The organism is Thermosyntropha lipolytica DSM 11003 (genome assembly GCF_900129805.1).
Lineage (GTDB): Bacteria > Bacillota > Syntrophomonadia > Syntrophomonadales > Syntrophomonadaceae > Thermosyntropha > Thermosyntropha lipolytica.
In genome coordinates this window covers 1-16,239 of record NZ_FQWY01000043.1, presented here as the reverse complement: position 1 = coordinate 16,239, position 16,239 = coordinate 1, and the positions used below count along the sequence as shown (strand labels likewise).

General features: G+C 43.3%; 19 protein-coding genes and 2 tRNA genes. 19 read left to right on the top strand and 2 right to left on the bottom strand.

Annotated features, from left to right (window positions below):
* Window positions 1–176 precede the first annotated feature (176 nt).
* From selD to rlmH, 19 genes are all read left to right on the top strand, one after another.
* Window positions 177–1,214 carry a selenide, water dikinase SelD gene (gene selD, locus BUB92_RS09690; RefSeq protein ID WP_084728454.1) on the top strand — a complete coding sequence of 346 codons (1,038 nt, stop codon included), beginning with the start codon at window positions 177–179 and terminating at the stop codon, window positions 1,212–1,214.
* 32 nt (window positions 1,215–1,246) lie between these two features.
* Window positions 1,247–1,447 (top strand): DUF951 domain-containing protein, encoded by a 201-nt coding sequence (locus tag BUB92_RS09685; RefSeq protein WP_073093286.1) that lies wholly within the window; start codon window positions 1,247–1,249, stop codon window positions 1,445–1,447.
* Between the two features lie 102 nt (window positions 1,448–1,549).
* On the top strand, window positions 1,550–1,765 hold the full coding sequence (locus tag BUB92_RS09680) for a hypothetical protein (RefSeq protein WP_073093285.1): 216 nt from the start codon (window positions 1,550–1,552) through the stop codon (window positions 1,763–1,765).
* A gap of 139 nt (window positions 1,766–1,904) precedes the next feature.
* Window positions 1,905–2,198, top strand: a complete 294-nt coding sequence (gene rpsF, locus BUB92_RS09675; RefSeq protein ID WP_073093284.1) for a 30S ribosomal protein S6 — start codon at window positions 1,905–1,907, stop codon at window positions 2,196–2,198.
* Between the two features lie 28 nt (window positions 2,199–2,226).
* Window positions 2,227–2,664, top strand: a complete 438-nt coding sequence (locus BUB92_RS09670) for a single-stranded DNA-binding protein (RefSeq protein WP_073093282.1) — start codon at window positions 2,227–2,229, stop codon at window positions 2,662–2,664.
* A gap of 24 nt (window positions 2,665–2,688) precedes the next feature.
* On the top strand, window positions 2,689–2,913 hold the full coding sequence (rpsR, locus tag BUB92_RS09665; protein WP_073093281.1) for a 30S ribosomal protein S18: 225 nt from the start codon (window positions 2,689–2,691) through the stop codon (window positions 2,911–2,913).
* A gap of 89 nt (window positions 2,914–3,002) precedes the next feature.
* Entirely contained in the window at window positions 3,003–3,983 is a 981-nt protein-coding gene (locus BUB92_RS09660) for a DUF2232 domain-containing protein (RefSeq protein ID WP_143156925.1), read from the top strand.
* Window positions 3,980–4,426, top strand: a complete 447-nt coding sequence (rplI, locus tag BUB92_RS09655; RefSeq protein WP_073093278.1) for a 50S ribosomal protein L9 — start codon at window positions 3,980–3,982, stop codon at window positions 4,424–4,426. The genes BUB92_RS09660 and rplI overlap by 4 nt, the downstream gene beginning before the upstream one ends.
* Window positions 4,427–4,573: 147 nt before the next feature.
* Window positions 4,574–5,857, top strand: coding sequence for an adenylosuccinate synthase (locus BUB92_RS09650; RefSeq protein ID WP_073093277.1), 1,284 nt, complete (start codon window positions 4,574–4,576; stop codon window positions 5,855–5,857).
* Window positions 5,858–5,938: 81 nt separating this feature from the next.
* Window positions 5,939–6,014: transfer RNA gene (locus BUB92_RS09645), tRNA-Asp, on the top strand.
* A gap of 25 nt (window positions 6,015–6,039) precedes the next feature.
* A tRNA-Gly gene (locus tag BUB92_RS09640) sits at window positions 6,040–6,114 on the top strand.
* An 84-nt stretch (window positions 6,115–6,198) separates the two neighbouring features.
* Window positions 6,199–6,342, top strand: coding sequence for a six-cysteine ranthipeptide SCIFF (gene scfA, locus BUB92_RS09635; protein WP_073093275.1), 144 nt, complete (start codon window positions 6,199–6,201; stop codon window positions 6,340–6,342).
* 87 nt (window positions 6,343–6,429) lie between these two features.
* A complete protein-coding gene (gene scfB, locus BUB92_RS09630) occupies window positions 6,430–7,836 on the top strand; it encodes a thioether cross-link-forming SCIFF peptide maturase (protein ID WP_073093274.1) in 1,407 nt (468 codons plus the stop codon).
* 69 nt (window positions 7,837–7,905) lie between these two features.
* Complete coding sequence (locus tag BUB92_RS09625; protein WP_084728453.1) at window positions 7,906–9,288, top strand: M23 family metallopeptidase; 1,383 nt, start codon at window positions 7,906–7,908, stop codon at window positions 9,286–9,288.
* A gap of 71 nt (window positions 9,289–9,359) precedes the next feature.
* Window positions 9,360–10,265 (top strand): thioredoxin-disulfide reductase, encoded by a 906-nt coding sequence (gene trxB / locus BUB92_RS09620; RefSeq protein ID WP_073093273.1) that lies wholly within the window; start codon window positions 9,360–9,362, stop codon window positions 10,263–10,265.
* 68 nt (window positions 10,266–10,333) lie between these two features.
* Complete coding sequence (locus BUB92_RS09615; RefSeq protein ID WP_073093271.1) at window positions 10,334–11,182, top strand: peptidase MA family metallohydrolase; 849 nt, start codon at window positions 10,334–10,336, stop codon at window positions 11,180–11,182.
* Between the two features lie 3 nt (window positions 11,183–11,185).
* Window positions 11,186–12,442 (top strand): UDP-N-acetylglucosamine 1-carboxyvinyltransferase, encoded by a 1,257-nt coding sequence (murA, locus tag BUB92_RS09610; RefSeq protein ID WP_073093269.1) that lies wholly within the window; start codon window positions 11,186–11,188, stop codon window positions 12,440–12,442.
* A gap of 113 nt (window positions 12,443–12,555) precedes the next feature.
* Entirely contained in the window at window positions 12,556–13,635 is a 1,080-nt protein-coding gene (locus BUB92_RS09605) for a S1C family serine protease (protein WP_073093267.1), read from the top strand.
* Between the two features lie 17 nt (window positions 13,636–13,652).
* Window positions 13,653–14,132, top strand: coding sequence for a 23S rRNA (pseudouridine(1915)-N(3))-methyltransferase RlmH (gene rlmH / locus BUB92_RS09600; protein WP_073093265.1), 480 nt, complete (start codon window positions 13,653–13,655; stop codon window positions 14,130–14,132).
* A 264-nt stretch (window positions 14,133–14,396) separates the two neighbouring features.
* Here rlmH and BUB92_RS09590 read toward each other — a convergent pair whose 3' ends face one another.
* Window positions 14,397–15,437 (bottom strand): DUF7309 domain-containing protein, encoded by a 1,041-nt coding sequence (locus tag BUB92_RS09590; RefSeq protein ID WP_073093263.1) that lies wholly within the window; start codon window positions 15,435–15,437, stop codon window positions 14,397–14,399.
* 355 nt (window positions 15,438–15,792) lie between these two features.
* Window positions 15,793–16,083, bottom strand: a complete 291-nt coding sequence (locus BUB92_RS09585; RefSeq protein WP_073093261.1) for a hypothetical protein — start codon at window positions 16,081–16,083, stop codon at window positions 15,793–15,795.
* Between the last annotated feature and the right edge of the window lie 156 nt (window positions 16,084–16,239).

The window sequence follows — 16,239 nt, the reverse complement described above, 5'->3', positions numbered from 1 at the left end:
CTTATGCAGTATGCAAATATTGCATAAACATGAGTACCGCAAGTTCTGCGGGAATTAACGCCTGTGGAGATTGGCTCTGCGGCGGAACGGTTTTAAAACCGGTCTACGAGCACCCGGTCTATGAAACAGGAAGCCGGGAGTAGATATTTTTCTATGAAAGGTGGAACGGTGAGGATATGGAAAAAGTAAGGCTTACCCAGATGGTAAGGGCAGCCGGCTGAGCAGCCAAAATAGGTCCGGGGACCTTGGAAAAGATTTTGGCAGATTTTGAACTGCCCTCCCATCCCGATCTTCTGGTAGGTTTTGGGACCAGGGATGATGCCGGGGTTTTTAAAATAGGTGAAGATACGGCTTTAATTCAGACGGTAGACTTTTTTACCCCTATGGTAGATGACCCTTATATTTTTGGGCAGGTGGCAGCCACCAATGCCTTGAATGATGTTTATGCCATGGGTGGAAAGCCTCTTTTAGCCATGAATATAGTATGCTTCCCGCAATGTGCCGATATTTATATACTAAAGGAGATCCTGCGTGGGGGTTTGGATAAGATAAAAGAAGCTGGTGCCCTTCTGGTAGGCGGGCATACGGTCGATGATAATGAGCCTAAATATGGACTGGCAGTTACCGGTATAGTTCATCCCCACAGGATAATTGGCAATGCCGGGGCTAAGGCCGGGGATGTGCTCTTTTTGACCAAGCCGCTGGGGAATGGAGTAATAGCTACCGCGATCAAGGCGGAAATGGCTTCTAAAGAGGCTTATGAGGAAGCAGTTTTTTGGATGACCATGCTCAACAAAGAAGCCTGTTCTGCCATGCAGGAAGTCGGGGTTAATGCGGCTACGGATATTACAGGTTTTGGCCTTATAGGCCACCTGTATGAGATGGCTTCTGCCAGTGATGTTAACGTAGAAATCTATGCGGAAAAGATAGGTTTTATGAAGGAAACCCTGGATCATGCCCGTATAGGCTTAATACCCGGGGGAGCTTATACCAACCGGGAATACCTCAAGGATAAGGTAGAAATAGATGCCCGGGTAGATGCAGTAGTTGCTGACCTTCTCTTTTCTCCCGAGACGGCAGGAGGGCTTTTGCTGGCCGTGCCTGAAGACCGAAGGGAAAAAATGGCCTGGGCTTTAAAAAGCAGAGGATGTACTTTTTTTGAGATAGGAAAGGTTACAGGTACCGGTTATGAGCGGATAAGGATTTTGCCTTAAAAAGGCTAAAAAAGGGGGAGGTTCATTACAAGGTGCAGCGCAAGGAATTTAAGCTGGGGGATGTTGTGCGCATGAAAAAGCCGCATCCCTGTGGAAGTTATAACTGGCAGGTGATACGGATGGGAGCAGATATAAAAATAAAATGCCAGGGCTGTGGCCGTATAGTTATGCTGCCCCGTCTGGAATTTGAACGTAAAATGGTAAGGGTAGAACAGAGTTCTACTCCATCATAGCTGGCATATGCCTTTTACCCTCCGCGCGGAGCAAATGGTCGGGATATGCATATATTGTTATTAGGATAGAAATATCTTGCTGGGTGCGGGAGGGTGAGCAGTATGGGCATGAAAATAGTAAAGAAGAATGCTTTCAGCAAAGGGGATCTGGTAAAAGTAAAAGATATGCCTGCTGGGGAAAGGTTTTGCATTATTGGTTTTAAAGAAGGTGTCCATGATGAGCCAGTTGCTATACTAAAGGCTTTATTTAATGAAACCTATATTATCGAAAAGCCGGTTAGCAAGCTGGAGAACCTCCTTATAAAAGGAAAGCTTTAAAAAACAGGGGCAAAAAACTTGCACCTTTTGTAAAATATTGATATACTTTCATATGTGTTATGTCCCCTGCTCCGTTTGGGCAAACGGAGCCTGTACCCATTTTTAGTGGGTTAGACCGTAGGGAGGAGGTGCGAGAAAGATGCGTGCATATGAAATGATGTTTATCCTGAAGCCTGATTTAACCGATGAGCAAATCGCGGAAGTAAAAGAAAGGCTGAAAAAAATTATCGCCGATTTGGGCGGTGAGTTCCTCGGTGAGGCTGAAGGATGGGGCAGAAAACGCCTGGCTTACGAAATTGAGAAATACAATGAAGGTATTTACTCGGTATGGAATTTCCAGGGTGAGCCGGCAGTTGCCCATGAGTTGGACAGGGTTATAAAGCTGTCTGACCGCGTTTTGCGCCATATGATTTTGCGTAAGGATGAGAAGTAGGGCCTTACAGGTTGGGGGGGAGTATGCATTGTTAAACCGTGTTATTTTGATAGGCCGCCTTACACAGGACCCCGAACTTCGATATACTCCGAATGGCGTGCCGGTATGCCGGTTTACCCTGGCAGTGAACCGGAAATTTAATCGTGAAGAGACTGATTTTATCGATATCCTGGTCTGGAGAGGAATGGCCGAAAATTGTGCCCAGTATTTAAGCAAAGGACAGATGGCGGCGGTAGAAGGAAGGCTTCAGGTCAGGACTTATGAGGGACGTGACGGCATAAAACGTAAAGCAGTAGAAGTAGTAGCCGACGATGTTCGCTTTCTAGCAAAAAGCGGAAGTGCCAGCCAGGGAGCTGCTGCCAGCCGCCGGCCGGATAGTGATCCCTGGAGTGATATCGGCGAAGAAATCAGCATAGAAGATCTGGATATAGTTGATAGAAGTGAAGATGATGAAGTTCCTTTTTAGGTTGGAGAAGAGGAGGGACAAGGATTGAAAAAGGAAAAGCGGAAAAAGAAGCGTCAGTGTAGCTTCTGCGCGGACAAGATTGATGTTATAGATTACAAAGATGTGCCCAGGCTGCGCCGTTATATTACGGAAAGAGGAAAAATAATCCCCCGCAGGATTAACGGCAACTGTGCCCGTCATCAGCGGCAGCTTACCAGAGCTATAAAAAGAGCAAGGGTTATGGCCCTTTTGCCTTTTACAGCGGAATAAAATAAGCCCTCATATGAGGGCTGTTTTGCATTTTAAAAGGTTTTAGCAAAGAACGGGGGCTTATCCGCAAAGGGAAGAAGGTGATAAATTTGTTTAAGATCTCCCCCTGGGGGAAGTTTCTTTTACTATCGATTTTACCTATTATAATTATGAGTTTACTGCCGGTACTGGTTTATTTTTTGGCCCTTATCTGGGGAGCAGTTTTTATTATCAGCGGCTTTTATCTGAATCGCAAACAGGTTTTTCTTCTGTTTGCTGTTAACATGCTCCTTTTCTATCTTATGGGCGGAATTATCAATACCGTTTTTTATCTCGCTTTTGTCGGTGTGCCTGTTCTGGTTATGTCTTTTCTGGCCTCGTATGCGCAAGGATATTATGAGATACAAAAATGGGGTGTATTAACCGGAATTTTATGTGTATCCCTTTTTATAGGGGGTTTATATATGGTAACAGGTGATATAGGCATTAAGGAGATGGAACAGGAGTTTAAAATAAAATGGGAAGAGAGTTTGAAGAATTATGAAGAAAATGATTTTTGGGAGATGTATGAGAAGCAGGGGATTACCAAGGAAAAACTGGAGCAGGAAATAACCAGGATAACCCGTATAGTAGCCAAGCATTTGCCCTCTTTTTACTATCTACAGGCAATAATGGCAGCCTTTTTTAGCCTTTTTTTAGCTTCGTTCTGGAGCTTGAAAAAAGGGATGGGAATTTTACAGAGAAAGCCTTTTACCGAAGAGGTAATGCCCTGGCAGCTTACCTGGCTGGTTATACTGGGGTTGGCGCTTTTGCTCATAGGAGATAAAAGTGGAAATACATCTTTCCTTTATTATACAGGCTCTAATCTACTGGCTGTCATGTTTCCTATAAGTGTATATTATGGTTTGTCAACCTTGATTTACCGTATCCAGCATATGCCTGTACGAATTCGCCGCTGGGTAATTGTGTTTTTACTGGTGATGACTTTATTGCTTTCTTTTTCTATACTTGTTTTTGTTGCCCTGGTAGGGATTTTCGATGCTCTTATTGATTACCGAAAACTTAATAAGAAGAAGGGGGATAGAATATGAAAGTTGTTCTTATCCAGGATGTAAAGAATTTAGGAAAAGCAGGAGATATAAAGGAAGTAGCTGATGGGTATGCCCGCAATTTCCTTATTCCGAAAGGGCTGGCCGTAGAGGCTACTTCGGCTAAAGCCAAGGAAGTAGAGGAAAAAAAGAAAAGCCTGGAAAATCAGAAGAAAAAAGAGCTGGCCCAGGCAGAAAGCCAGAAGAAGAAGATTGACGGGCAGGTCATAGAGATTAAAGCTAAGACGGGGGAAAATGACAGGCTTTTTGGAGCCGTAACTCCTAAGGAGATCGCCGAAGCCCTGGCTAAAGAATTAGGGGTGAATATTGATAAAAAGAAAATTGAAATAGGCGAGCCTATAAAACAGCTAGGAGAATATGACATAAGGATCAAGCTTTATTCCGGGGTACAGGCAGTTATAAAGCTGAAGGTAAGCAAAGCTTAAAGAAGGGGAATAAGGAAAGAAAAAATATAAAAAATATATATAGTTGATGTATACAGCATATTAAGTTGACACCTTGGAGAGGTTCTGCTAATATTAGTTTGCTATTGGGAAGCCGAGTTTTTGGGTATTAAGCCAGGAGGTGGGCTGATGTCAGCAGTAGTGTTAGTAGGTGCACAATGGGGAGATGAGGGCAAAGGGAAGATAACCGATTTTCTGGCGGAAAAGGCCGATTGTGTGGTGAGGTATCAAGGCGGAAGCAATGCCGGACATACAGTAGAAGTAGAAGAAGAAAAATTTATGCTCCACCTCATACCTTCTGGCATTTTGTATCCTGATACCGTATGTGTTATTGGCAATGGTGTAGTAGTCGATATGGAAAAGCTTTTAACGGAGATTGAGGGGCTAGAAGAAAGAGGCATAGATACTTCTAATCTGCGCATAAGCTATCGGGCACCCTTGGTGATGCCTTATCACAAAAAGCTGGATGAGCTGGAAGACAGGTACAGCGGTATAGGCACTACCCGGAGAGGAATAGGGCCTGCTTATGGGGATAAGATTAAAAGAGTAGGATTTCGGCTGGTAGATGTACTGGAAGACAGCTCCTTTTTCCGGGAAAGGTTTAAAGCTCAGGTGGATTATAACAACCGGATCATAGAAGAGGTATATGGAGAAAAAGGTTTTGATGCTGAGGCTATACTGGCGGAGATAAAGGAGCAGGCAGCAAGGCTGAAAAGGTATGCAGCTGATACGTCGCTTCTGGTCTACCAGGCTATAAAAGAAGGCAAGAAAGTTTTATTTGAAGGAGCGCAGGGGACTTTACTGGATATAGATCATGGTACCTATCCCTATGTTACCTCTTCCAACCCTACTGCGGGAGGAGCCTGTACCGGAGCCGGGATAGGGCCTACTTTCATAAATCGGGTTATAGGAATTGCCAAAGCTTACACCACCCGCGTAGGAGAGGGGCCGTTCCCCACTGAATTAAAAGATGAATTAGGAGACCTGCTCCGGGAAAAAGGATATGAGTTTGGTACTACTACCGGAAGGCCGAGACGCTGTGGCTGGCTGGATGCAGTTATCCTGCGCTATGCGGTGAGGATAAACGGGCTTACCGATCTGGCTATAACCAAACTTGATGTGATGAGTGAATTTGATGTTTTAAAAATATGTACCGGGTATAAATATAAGGGACAGGTGCGGGAAGAGTTTCCGGAGAGCCTTGAGGTTCTAAAAAATTGTGAGCCTTTGTATATCGAGCTCCCTGGCTGGAAGAAGGATATAAGCGGAATAACCCGTTTTGAAGATCTGCCGGAGGAAGCCTGCACTTATATAGAAAAGATCGAAGAATTGACTGGTTTAAAAGCTTCTATAATTGCGGTGGGACCCAAGCGCCATCAGACAATAGTAAGAGAGGATGTATTTAGCAGGTAAAAAAACCCGGTACGAAAAATTATAGAAAAAGCCCTTGCCAAAAGCAAATATTTTTGCTAATATAGCTATTGCGAATGTTGCGGAGTCGTGGTGGAGGGGTTACCATGCCGGCCTGTCAAGCCGGAGGTCGCGGGTTCAAATCCCGTCGGCTCCGCCATTGTTTATTAGAAATTGCCAAAAGTGCGGGAGTAGCTCAGGGGTAGAGCACCGGCTTCCCAAGCCGGGTGTCGCGGGTTCGAATCCCGTTTCCCGCTCCATTGTCTATTTAGGCATAGAGGAAAAGGTAAAGACATATTATTGAAAAATAAAAGGGTATTTTGGAAATGGGGAGGTTATTTTATATGAAACATATATTTACGGTGATAAGCCCTAATTTGCAAAGAGAGGAGAGCAGCATAAACTGCCGCGAATGTGCTACTTCATGCCAGTCTGCATGTAAGACCTCCTGCACCGTAGGTAATCAGGTATGCAAAAATGATAAATAATTATACAGAGTACATAAAAGGGGTTAATACCCCTTTTTTTATGCCTTTATAGAGGGGGCCATTTTTTATAAAGGAGAGGTAGAAAATATGGAGATACCTAGAGATTATGATTTTAAAGCTGATGTGCATTTATACCAATTTGACGGTCTTAATATACTCCTGGATGTAAATAGCGGAGCTATACACCTTCTGGATGATTTAGGCTTTGCTTTTATCAGCACCTTGCTTAACAACCAGGGTGACTTTGTGCAAACAGCTAAAGAGATGTCTTTTCTATATCCCCCCCAGCAGATAAAAGAGATAGAGGAAGAGGTAAGGCAAAGAGTAAAAGAAGGAAGCCTTTTTACCCCCCGACAGCAGATAGAGCTGGATTTTACCCGGATGCCGGTAAAAGCTTTATGCCTTAATGTAGCCCATACCTGTAATATGAGGTGTACTTATTGTTTTGCCGGACAAGGTGATTTTGGAGGCAAACCGGAACTTATGACCGCGGAAACCGCCAGGAAAGCGCTGGATTTTCTGCTGGCGAGAAGCGGAGAAGTAAAACACCTGGAAATTGATTTTTTTGGCGGCGAGCCGCTTTTAAATCTGGAAGTAGTAAAAGAAACTGTGGCCTATGGCCGGGAACGGGAAAAGGATACGGGGAAAAAGTTTAATTTTACCCTTACTACCAATGCTTTGCGGCTGGATGAAGCGACATTAGATTATCTGCTGGATAATGATATAAGCCTTATTCTAAGCCTGGATGGGCGCAGGGAGATTAATGACCGGCACCGCATTTTGCCTGATGGGCAGGGATCTTATGACCTCATCCTTCCGCATATTATGATGGCCAGGGATAGAAATCCGGGAGGCTTTTATGTAAGGGGGACTTTTACCCGTGAAAACCTTGATTTTTCTGAGGATCTGAAACACATCGTAGATTTGGGTATAGATACTCTGTCCCTGGAGCCGGCAATAGGAGATGATAAAGACCTGGCTATAAGTGAAAAAGATCTGCCTTATGTGCTAAGCGAGTATGAAAATTTAACCCGCCTGCTCTGGAGGTATTATGAAGAAGGAAGAGAGATCTCCTTTTTCCATTATAACCTCCATTTACAGCAAGGACCTTGCCTGGCCAAGAGGATTACCGGCTGTGGAGCAGGTTATGAATACCTGGCGGTAACTCCAAAAGGGGATATTTATCCCTGCCACCAGTTTATCGGCCGTGATGGTTACCTTATGGGTAATGTAGAAACGGGGGAAATAAAAGAAGAGATAAGGGATCTTTTTGCCTGCAATAACCTGAATAACAAAGAAAAATGTATGCAGTGCTGGGCACGCTATTTTTGTGGAGGAGGATGTCATGCCAGCCATCTGCGCCGTAATGGCGATATAACGGTGCCAGATGAGGTATCCTGCGCTATGCACAGAAAAAGGATAGAAGGAGCTATTTATCTGGATATAAGGAAAAAGATGCATAAAGAAAATCGGTTGACCGGGCAGGATTTTTAGAAAAAACAGCGAAATAAATATATTGGGTTTATAGACTGATTTTTAATAGAATAGGATGGAGAGCTTGGTATGCAGGAATATATAGGGAAAAAGTGGGAGGAAATCTATCACGATAAACGGTTATTTATTTTAAGCCTGGCGATTATAGTTTTAGCATTATCTTTCCTTATCTGGGGACTTGTTATAAGGACACCTGCCTATACGGTTTATGCCGATGGTAAGGAAATCTTAAGAGTAAAACACATAAGAGATGTAAAAGATGTGCTGGCTTTACTGGAAAAAGAAAAGGAGAGCGAATATAAAAAAGATATTGTCTTGGCAACCGATTTCCGGTTTAAAAGGAGTTTTGTTCCCCGTAATGAGTTAACAGGAGAAGAGGAGATCAAAGAAAAGCTGCAAAAAGTTGCCGTTTACAGCATAGAGGGGGCTTCAGTGGTAGTAAACGGAAAAGAGCAGGTGTTCCTGGCTGATAAACAGAGTGCGCAGAAATTGCTAGCCCGCCTGAAAAAAGAAGGGGAAAACCTGGATGAGGGAGAAAAACTGCTGGCAGTAGCTTTTGAGGAAAAGGTAGAGGTAAAAGAAAAGCTGGTTCCGGTAGATAAGGTATTATCGCCGGAAGAGGCTTATATCCTTATAAAGACCGGGACGAACCGTCCCGAAAAGTACATAGTTAAGGAAGGCGATTCTCTCTGGCTTATTGCCAGGCGCCATGATATGTATGTAGATGATATAGTGCAGGCTAATAATCTTAAATCAGATAAATTGATGCCGGGAGATGAGCTGATCCTGGTTAGGAGTAAGCCGCTTATAAATGTGATGGCCCGGGTAGAGGGACAAAAGGTAGAAGAAATACCTTATGAAACTAAAGTAATCGTAGATAAGAATGCCCCTTGGGGGGTAAGGGTAAAACAGGAAGGGAAAAACGGGAAAAAGAAGGTAGTTTATATTGCAGTTAAGAAAAATGGTACTATTCAGAACCGGGAGATAAAAGAAGAAACTATCATAGAAAATGCGGTAGACAAGATTGTAGTGAAGGGAAGTAAAGTCACTCTGGCTTCCCGCGGCGGTGGTGAAAGCATAGCAGGAAGCGGCCGATTGGCATGGCCGGTATATGGCACGATCACCAGTCCTTTTGGTGCTAGAGGAGGAAGGCATACCGGTGTTGATATAGCGGCACGCACCGGTACTCCTATAAGGGCAGCTGACAGTGGGACGGTGATTTTTGCCGGCTGGCAGGGTGGATATGGTAAACTGGTAATTATAGATCATGGCAATGGACTGGTTACCCGTTATGCGCACTGTAACAGCATTTATGTTTCTACCGGCCAGCGGGTAAGCAAAGGAGAAGTTATAGCTTCGGTAGGATCTACCGGAAATAGTACGGGATCTCATCTCCATTTTGAAACTTTAAGCTATGGTTCATTCCGCAATCCGCTTAATTTCTTGCGCTAGTAAATGAATACGCAAACCCCTGACCATAATTAAAAAGGTCAGGGGTTTGGTTTAAGAAGGAGGGGGTTTTTATGTATGATGTGATCATTATCGGTGCGGGGCCAGCTGGTCTTACCGCAGCTATTTATACCGGCAGGGCCAATCTCAAGACCCTGGTTTTAGGAGGCCAGGTTATGGGAGGCAATGCAGCCTTAACCGACAAGATAGCTAATTATCCCGGCTTTCCTGAAGAGATAGAAGGCTTGGAGCTTATGGAAAGGTTTCAAAAACAGGCGGTAAATTTCGGAGCCGAGATAAAAATGGAAGAAGTTTTACATATTGAAGATCTGGGAAATACCAAAAAGGTAGTCAGCGAAGCCGGCGAATATACATGCCGGGCAGTTATCCTGGCTATGGGAGCGAGAAGGAAAGAACTGGGTGTGCCGGGAGAAAAAGAATTTTTAGGCCGGGGGGTATCGTACTGTGCCACCTGTGATGGAGCTTTTTTTGCCGGAGTGCCAGTGGCGATAATCGGGGGTGGAGATTCGGCAGTAAAAGAGGCTTTATATATGGCAGATATAGCTTCTAAAGTTTATGTTATAACTTTGATGCCCTATTTTACAGCTAATAAAACCGACCTGGATAAAGTATTGCAGCATGAAAAGATCCAAACCATGGTTAATCGCGAAGTAGTGGCGATAAATGGAGAAGAGATGGTGGCAAGTATAACATTAAGGGATACTACTACGGGAAAAGAAGAGATATTGCCGGTAGAAGGAGTTTTCATAAGTATAGGGCTTACCCCGGCTTCGGAGCTGGTTAGAGATTTAGTTAAAACCGAGGCTGGCTATGTAATAACTGATGAAGATATGCATACATCTGTAAAAGGGATTTTTGCGGCTGGTGATATACGCAGCAAAAAGTGGCGGCAGGTTGCCAATGCGGTAGGGGATGGAGCAGTGGCAGGAATAGCCGTAGCTGAGTATTTAAAGGAATAGTACCACTATTTACTTTCCCCTCAAGTAGCCGACTGCGAGTATAATAGATGGGGGAGGAGGGGAGAGGTATGCCTGGTTTTTTGCGTTTAGCCGGAGAAACCAAAAATTGCGGATTAATTTGGGTACTGCTTATTCTTTTCCTTCTGGGAATGAGAAATTTTCCTTTTTTTATTCGTACCGCGGCTAGTCAGGAAATAGCTCTAAAAACCCGGGATTTTAAGGTAATGGAAACCGAGCATTATGTTATAAAATATACAGATAGAAACGAAGACTCTATGCATATAGTTGCCAAAACAGCAGAAGAGGCTTATAATGAGGTTTGTGCCTGGTTTGGAGAAAAGCCTTCGTTTAAGCCTATACTGGTGGTTTATCCTGATACCGCAAGCCTGGCGGCCAGTTTGGGCTGGGATAGGGATGAAAAGGCTATGGGGGTATACTGGGCAGGCACGATCCGCATTTTGGCACCGGAAGCTTATCTCGGGCCAGAAGAAATGAAAGCGAAGTTTAAAAAAGAAGGACCGCTGGTGCATGAATTTGCTCATCTTATGGTGGATGAAATAACCCGAGGAAATTACAACCGCTGGCTGACAGAAGGAATTGCCCAGTATGTGGAGAAAAAAATAACCGGTTTTGTTTTTGAGAAACCTTTTGCGGATGAGAAGATTAAATATTATAAATTATCAGAATTAAGCAGGGATTTTGACCGGTTAAATCAAAATATTGCTTACTGGCAGTCTTTAGAGATAATCGAATATATAGCCCAGGTTTATGGGGAAGATAAAATATTTTCTCTTCTGCGGTATTTAGGGCAGGGGTATAATTTAAACCGGGCTTTGCAAGAGGCTTTGGGAATTCCTTATACCGCCTGGGAACAGGAACTTTATGCCAGATGGGAAAATTTGGGGCGAGAGGTGTAAGCTTTGGAAGATATATTGATTGTAAAGGGAGGAACCCCTCTATACGGCAGTATTCGGGTAAGTGGGGCGAAAAATGCAGGTTTAGTTTTGATGGTGGCGGCTATACTGGCAGAAGGAGAAACCATACTTGATAATATGCCCCGCATACGCGATGTGGAAGTGATGACTTTTATTCTTAATGAGCTGGGGGTAAGGACCGAGTGGAAAGATGACAACAGCCTGGCTATATATTCACCACCCGGCCGGATAAAGACCAAAACTTCTTATGAGCTCAGCCGGATGCTCAGAGCTTCTAATCTCTTTTTGGGAGCTCTTTTGGGCAGGGAAAAAGAGGCGGCTATTTCTCTGCCGGGAGGGTGTGATATTGGTTCCCGGCCTATGGATTTACATTTAAAAGGAGTACAAGCTTTAGGAGCCGAAGTAGAGATTGAACATGGCTATATTTATGCCTGCACGAAAAGGCCGCGGGGAAACAATGTATATCTTGATTTTCCCAGTGTAGGGGCAACCGAGAATATCATAATGATGGCGGTAAAAACCCCGGGGAATACAGTTATTGAAAATGCAGCCAAAGAACCGGAAATCGTTGATCTGGCCAATTTTTTAAACTCTATGGGGGCGAAAATAAGGGGAGCCGGGACTGATGTTATAAAAATTGAGGGAGTAAGCGAATTAAAGCCGGTGCGTTATGCTATTATTCCTGACCGCATAGAAGCAGGAACCTTTATGGTAGCCGGAGCAATTTCGAAAGGAGAAGTACTGGTAGAGAATGTTATACCTACCCATATATATCCGGTTATTGCCAAGTTGCAGGAAGCAGGGGCGGTAGTTAAAGAAACGGAAAGTGGCATACTGGTAAAAGCAGGAGACAAGATCCGGCCGGTAGACATAAAGACCCTGCCGTATCCTGGCTTTCCTACCGATATGCAATCCCAGATGATGGCCATGCTCTGTTTGGCCGAAGGAACAAGTGTAATAGTGGAGAATGTTTTTGAAAACCGTTTTCAAATTGTAGACGAACTGAAACGCATGGGGGCAGATATAAAGGTAGAAGGACATACGGCCGTTGTCAAAGGAGTAAAAAAACTGTACGGAACCAAAGTGAGAGCTACTGACCTCAGGGCAGGAGCTGCTTTAATCCTGGCTGGTTTGGTAGCCGAAGGAGAGACGGTTATTGAAGAGGCTATCCATATATTCCGCGGCTATGAAAATATAGCGCAAAAACTCAACCATCTGGGAGCGCAGATAACTGTCAAATAAAGCATGGGGGACAGGCAAAATATTTTGCTTGTCCTTTTTATATAAGAATATCTATATTTCTCCTTGCTCAAAATAAATATAGCTGTTTTAACCAGGATGCGAGGAGGAATAGGGTGAAGAAAGAAACTGCCAAGGGGCTTTTGTTGTTTACGATTTGTTTTTTTCTAGGCTGGGGAGCTTTTGCTTTTATAAACTATTATTTAGCAGGAGCCAGCAAGCCTACTGCCGGAGATCCTTCCCTCCTGTCTGATGGCAGGATAAGTGATGTAGCCAGATGGGTAAGCCCGTCAGTAGTAGGGATTACCAGCCTCAAATCTGAAGACGATATTTTTAATCATCGTACGGTGGAAAGCACAGGATCGGGAGTTATTTTAGATCATCAAGGCTATATCGTAACCAATCATCATGTCATAAAAGGAGCCCAAAAGATTATTGTTACCTTAGCTGACGGCAATGAAGAAGAGGCTAAAATCATAGGGGTTGACCCCAAAACCGACCTGGCCTTGGTAAAGGTTAAGGTGGATAATCATGTAACCCCTATCGCATTCGGGGATTCAGACAAACTGGAGGTAGGACAGCAGGTAGTAGCCATAGGTAATCCCTTGGGCCTGCGTTTTGCCCGTTCGGTAACCGCAGGGATCATAAGCGGGCTTAACCGGCTTTTAACTACGGAAGAAGGTTTCCCGTTCCGGCTTATTCAAACTGATGCCGCTATAAATCCCGGCAACAGCGGAGGAGCCCTGGTAAATTTAAAGGGTGAGCTTATTGGCATAAATACGATAAAAATAGCTGCCGAAGGCTTTGAAGGTATGGGGTTTGCCATTCCTTCCAACCAGGTAAAAAGGGTAGTAGAAGATTTAAAAAAATACGGGGAAGTAAAAAGGCCGGTTATCGGGATAAGAATTTTGTCGGATTTTTCCTGTGATGCGGCTTATTTTTTCCGTCTACCGGTTGATTGTGGGGTAGCAGTTAACCCTGTGCCCGGAGGGCCGGCAGCCAGGGCAGGTATGAGAAAATATGATATAATAACCAGAGTAGACGGGGAAAAAATAGAAAGCGGATTAGATCTGCAGGAAAGAATATATCGCAAAAATATAGGAGATAAGGTAGAGGTAGAATTTATAAGGATGCCGGCTAATAAGGGAGAAAAGGTGCAGCTTTATACGGTGACCATTACCCTGGAGGAAGATTGAGTTAAGGGGGAAAAGAGTTGAAATACCGTATAATATCGGTAGGAAAGATAAAAGAAGCTTTTTATATTGATGGCATAAGAGAATATAGGAAAAGGCTTGCTCCTTACGCCAGCCTGGAACTGGTGGAAGGGTTGGAAGAAAAGATCAGCCCCCAGGCAAGGAAAGCGGAAATAGCCAGAGCTCTGGAAAAAGAAGGGGATAAGATCTTAGCTCTGCTGGGAGACCGTGATCTACTCGTAGTCTTAGATATAAAAGGCCAGCAGATGACTTCAGAAGAAGTGGCGTACTTTATAGAAAAGATGAATTTATCCGGCAAAAGCCGGATAAATTTTGTCATAGGAGGAGCTAATGGCATATCTTCCCGGGTAAAAAAAAGGGCTGATTATCTGTGGTCTTTTTCCCCTCTCACCTTTCCTCATCAGATGGCAGTTCTTATCTTAACCGAACAGCTTTACCGGGCTTTTAAGATAATAAAGGGGGAGCCATATCATAAATGAACACAAGGGGACAGTTCTTTTGTGTTCTTAAGCATTTGAGACCTTTTCTGCTTTATTATTAATCAGCTTTTTTTAACTTTTTATTCTCATTTACAAGCGAAAGCAGCATAGATTTCAGGGATAATGAGATCTCTGATGAGGTAGAAAAAATCTATTAGGCAGGGCGATATATTATTGATTCCTATTCCTTTTAGTGATTTAACGTCCAATAAAAAACGCCCTGTTCTTGTTTTATCTACAGATTTTTTCCCCGGGTTTAGGGGGCTAAATAGAATCCATTTCCAGCAGTGTATATTTAAAATCATCTATCATCATATGAGGTGCAATTAAAATTTTACAATCCAGCGCTGGACCTAGTTTATACAAAGACAGGGCTTTAAAAGGATCGCTGACTATTATCGCCTGCGGGCGCCTCTTCAATTTCTGAATAGCTTTGACCAGAAATTGAAAGATATCTGCTTCTTCATGGTAAAGCATTTCAAAATCGAGCATAAGTCCGCTTGTATGATCGCAAATAACCAGTATCATCGGCCGTCGAGGAACATGCTTTTTGCTCTCCTGGATCGGAAAAGGGCTGTAAAACCAGTCGAATTCCCAGGCTTCCTCATATTGAGGCACTTCATTTTTCAATTTTTTGATAAGGATTTCATCTACCGGGATAACTTCAGCCATTTGCAGCATTTCAGGCAGTGGTATCCAGGATATGCTGTTTTCCATTTCCTCCAGGTTGCAGCCAGCAGTGCAGCAGGGGATCTTATAATTTTTAGCCTGGTTATTCCACTTGCGGCGGTGTTTTTTACAATGCAAGGCTAATAAGATACTCTGTTCCACTAATGTAGTTGCCAGCCTCATTTCATCGGCAGTCATTTTCCATTCATGATAAGTGGGATGATAACTGCGAAAAACTGGCCAGGCTTGACGTCCCCTGAATTTGTAGCCCATTTCGCGATAAGCTTTTCGTTCTTCAGGCAAAAGTTCTTCCCGGTCTCCTAAACTGAGCAGGAAACAGGGGCCGTAATTTTCAAATACGCTCAAATACCCTTTACTGTTGATTAGATTCTGGAGGAGATAATACCTGAGACCAGCATTTCCGGGGTATAAAGCCAGTCCATAGATTATTCCGCCATTGCCGAGAACGCATGCGTAAAAGATTTCTTCTTCCCCGGGAATCTGTACCGCAAAAAGGTCAGCATCACTCATCCATTCCCAGGGACGGATTTCGACAAACCGGAGAAAAACCTCAACCAGCTTTCCCATTGCCTCGGGATTAATATTCTCATCGAGCTTAATTCCTTTGTTTTGCATAATTTTTAGCTTTCTCCTCTCCTTGGTTGATGAGTTTTTTATCGTAGAATTAAATGTACCGCATGGACATGGGAATCCTAGATTCCCGGGCCTAAAGATTGTTAAAATGGCAAAACCTGGTAAAGAATTTTGGAGAAAAGATATTAATTGATTGTCAGGAAAAAAATAAAAAGATGCTTGTCAGGTATTTAAATTGATAGTAGCAGAAAAAAGCTTTTTGTTAAAGAGTAAAATAGCTGTTTGTTCTGGAGGAAATTTTTGCGTGTTTAGAAATGGTTGATTTTTACGGGAGAAAAGCTATATCTGGCATATGTCCTGATATCTCATCAAGTTCAGATTCCCCTATGATCGATCTCTACTTGGTTAAGTTTCTTATTAGTTTTATTCGGCGGTAAGCTGCGAACGAAGAATCAGTCCTTGTATTGGGAGTTTCCGTTGAATAAAGGAAGTTATGCCAGAAACTTACTATAAATATGATTTCTCCCAGGATAAATCCTGGCCAGAATAACCAGGGGGCGAGAGTAGCTTGCAGAATTGCACCTATTATAACACCTAAAACCCCACCAAATAGAAGCAAAAAAACCATTATTATAGAAAATACTATCAGGCCTAATATAAGTTCAAATATATTTTCAAGTTTTTTCAAAATATCACCCCCTTGTATTAATTTTGCCATTTTATTGCTAAAAGGCGGACGATTTTTTATGGAAAAGATGGTTTTGTCTAAAACTTATGAATTTGAGGGAAAAGAATACAGGGAAATTGATTGTTCAGATTCCTCTATGGTCGATCTCTACAAAGA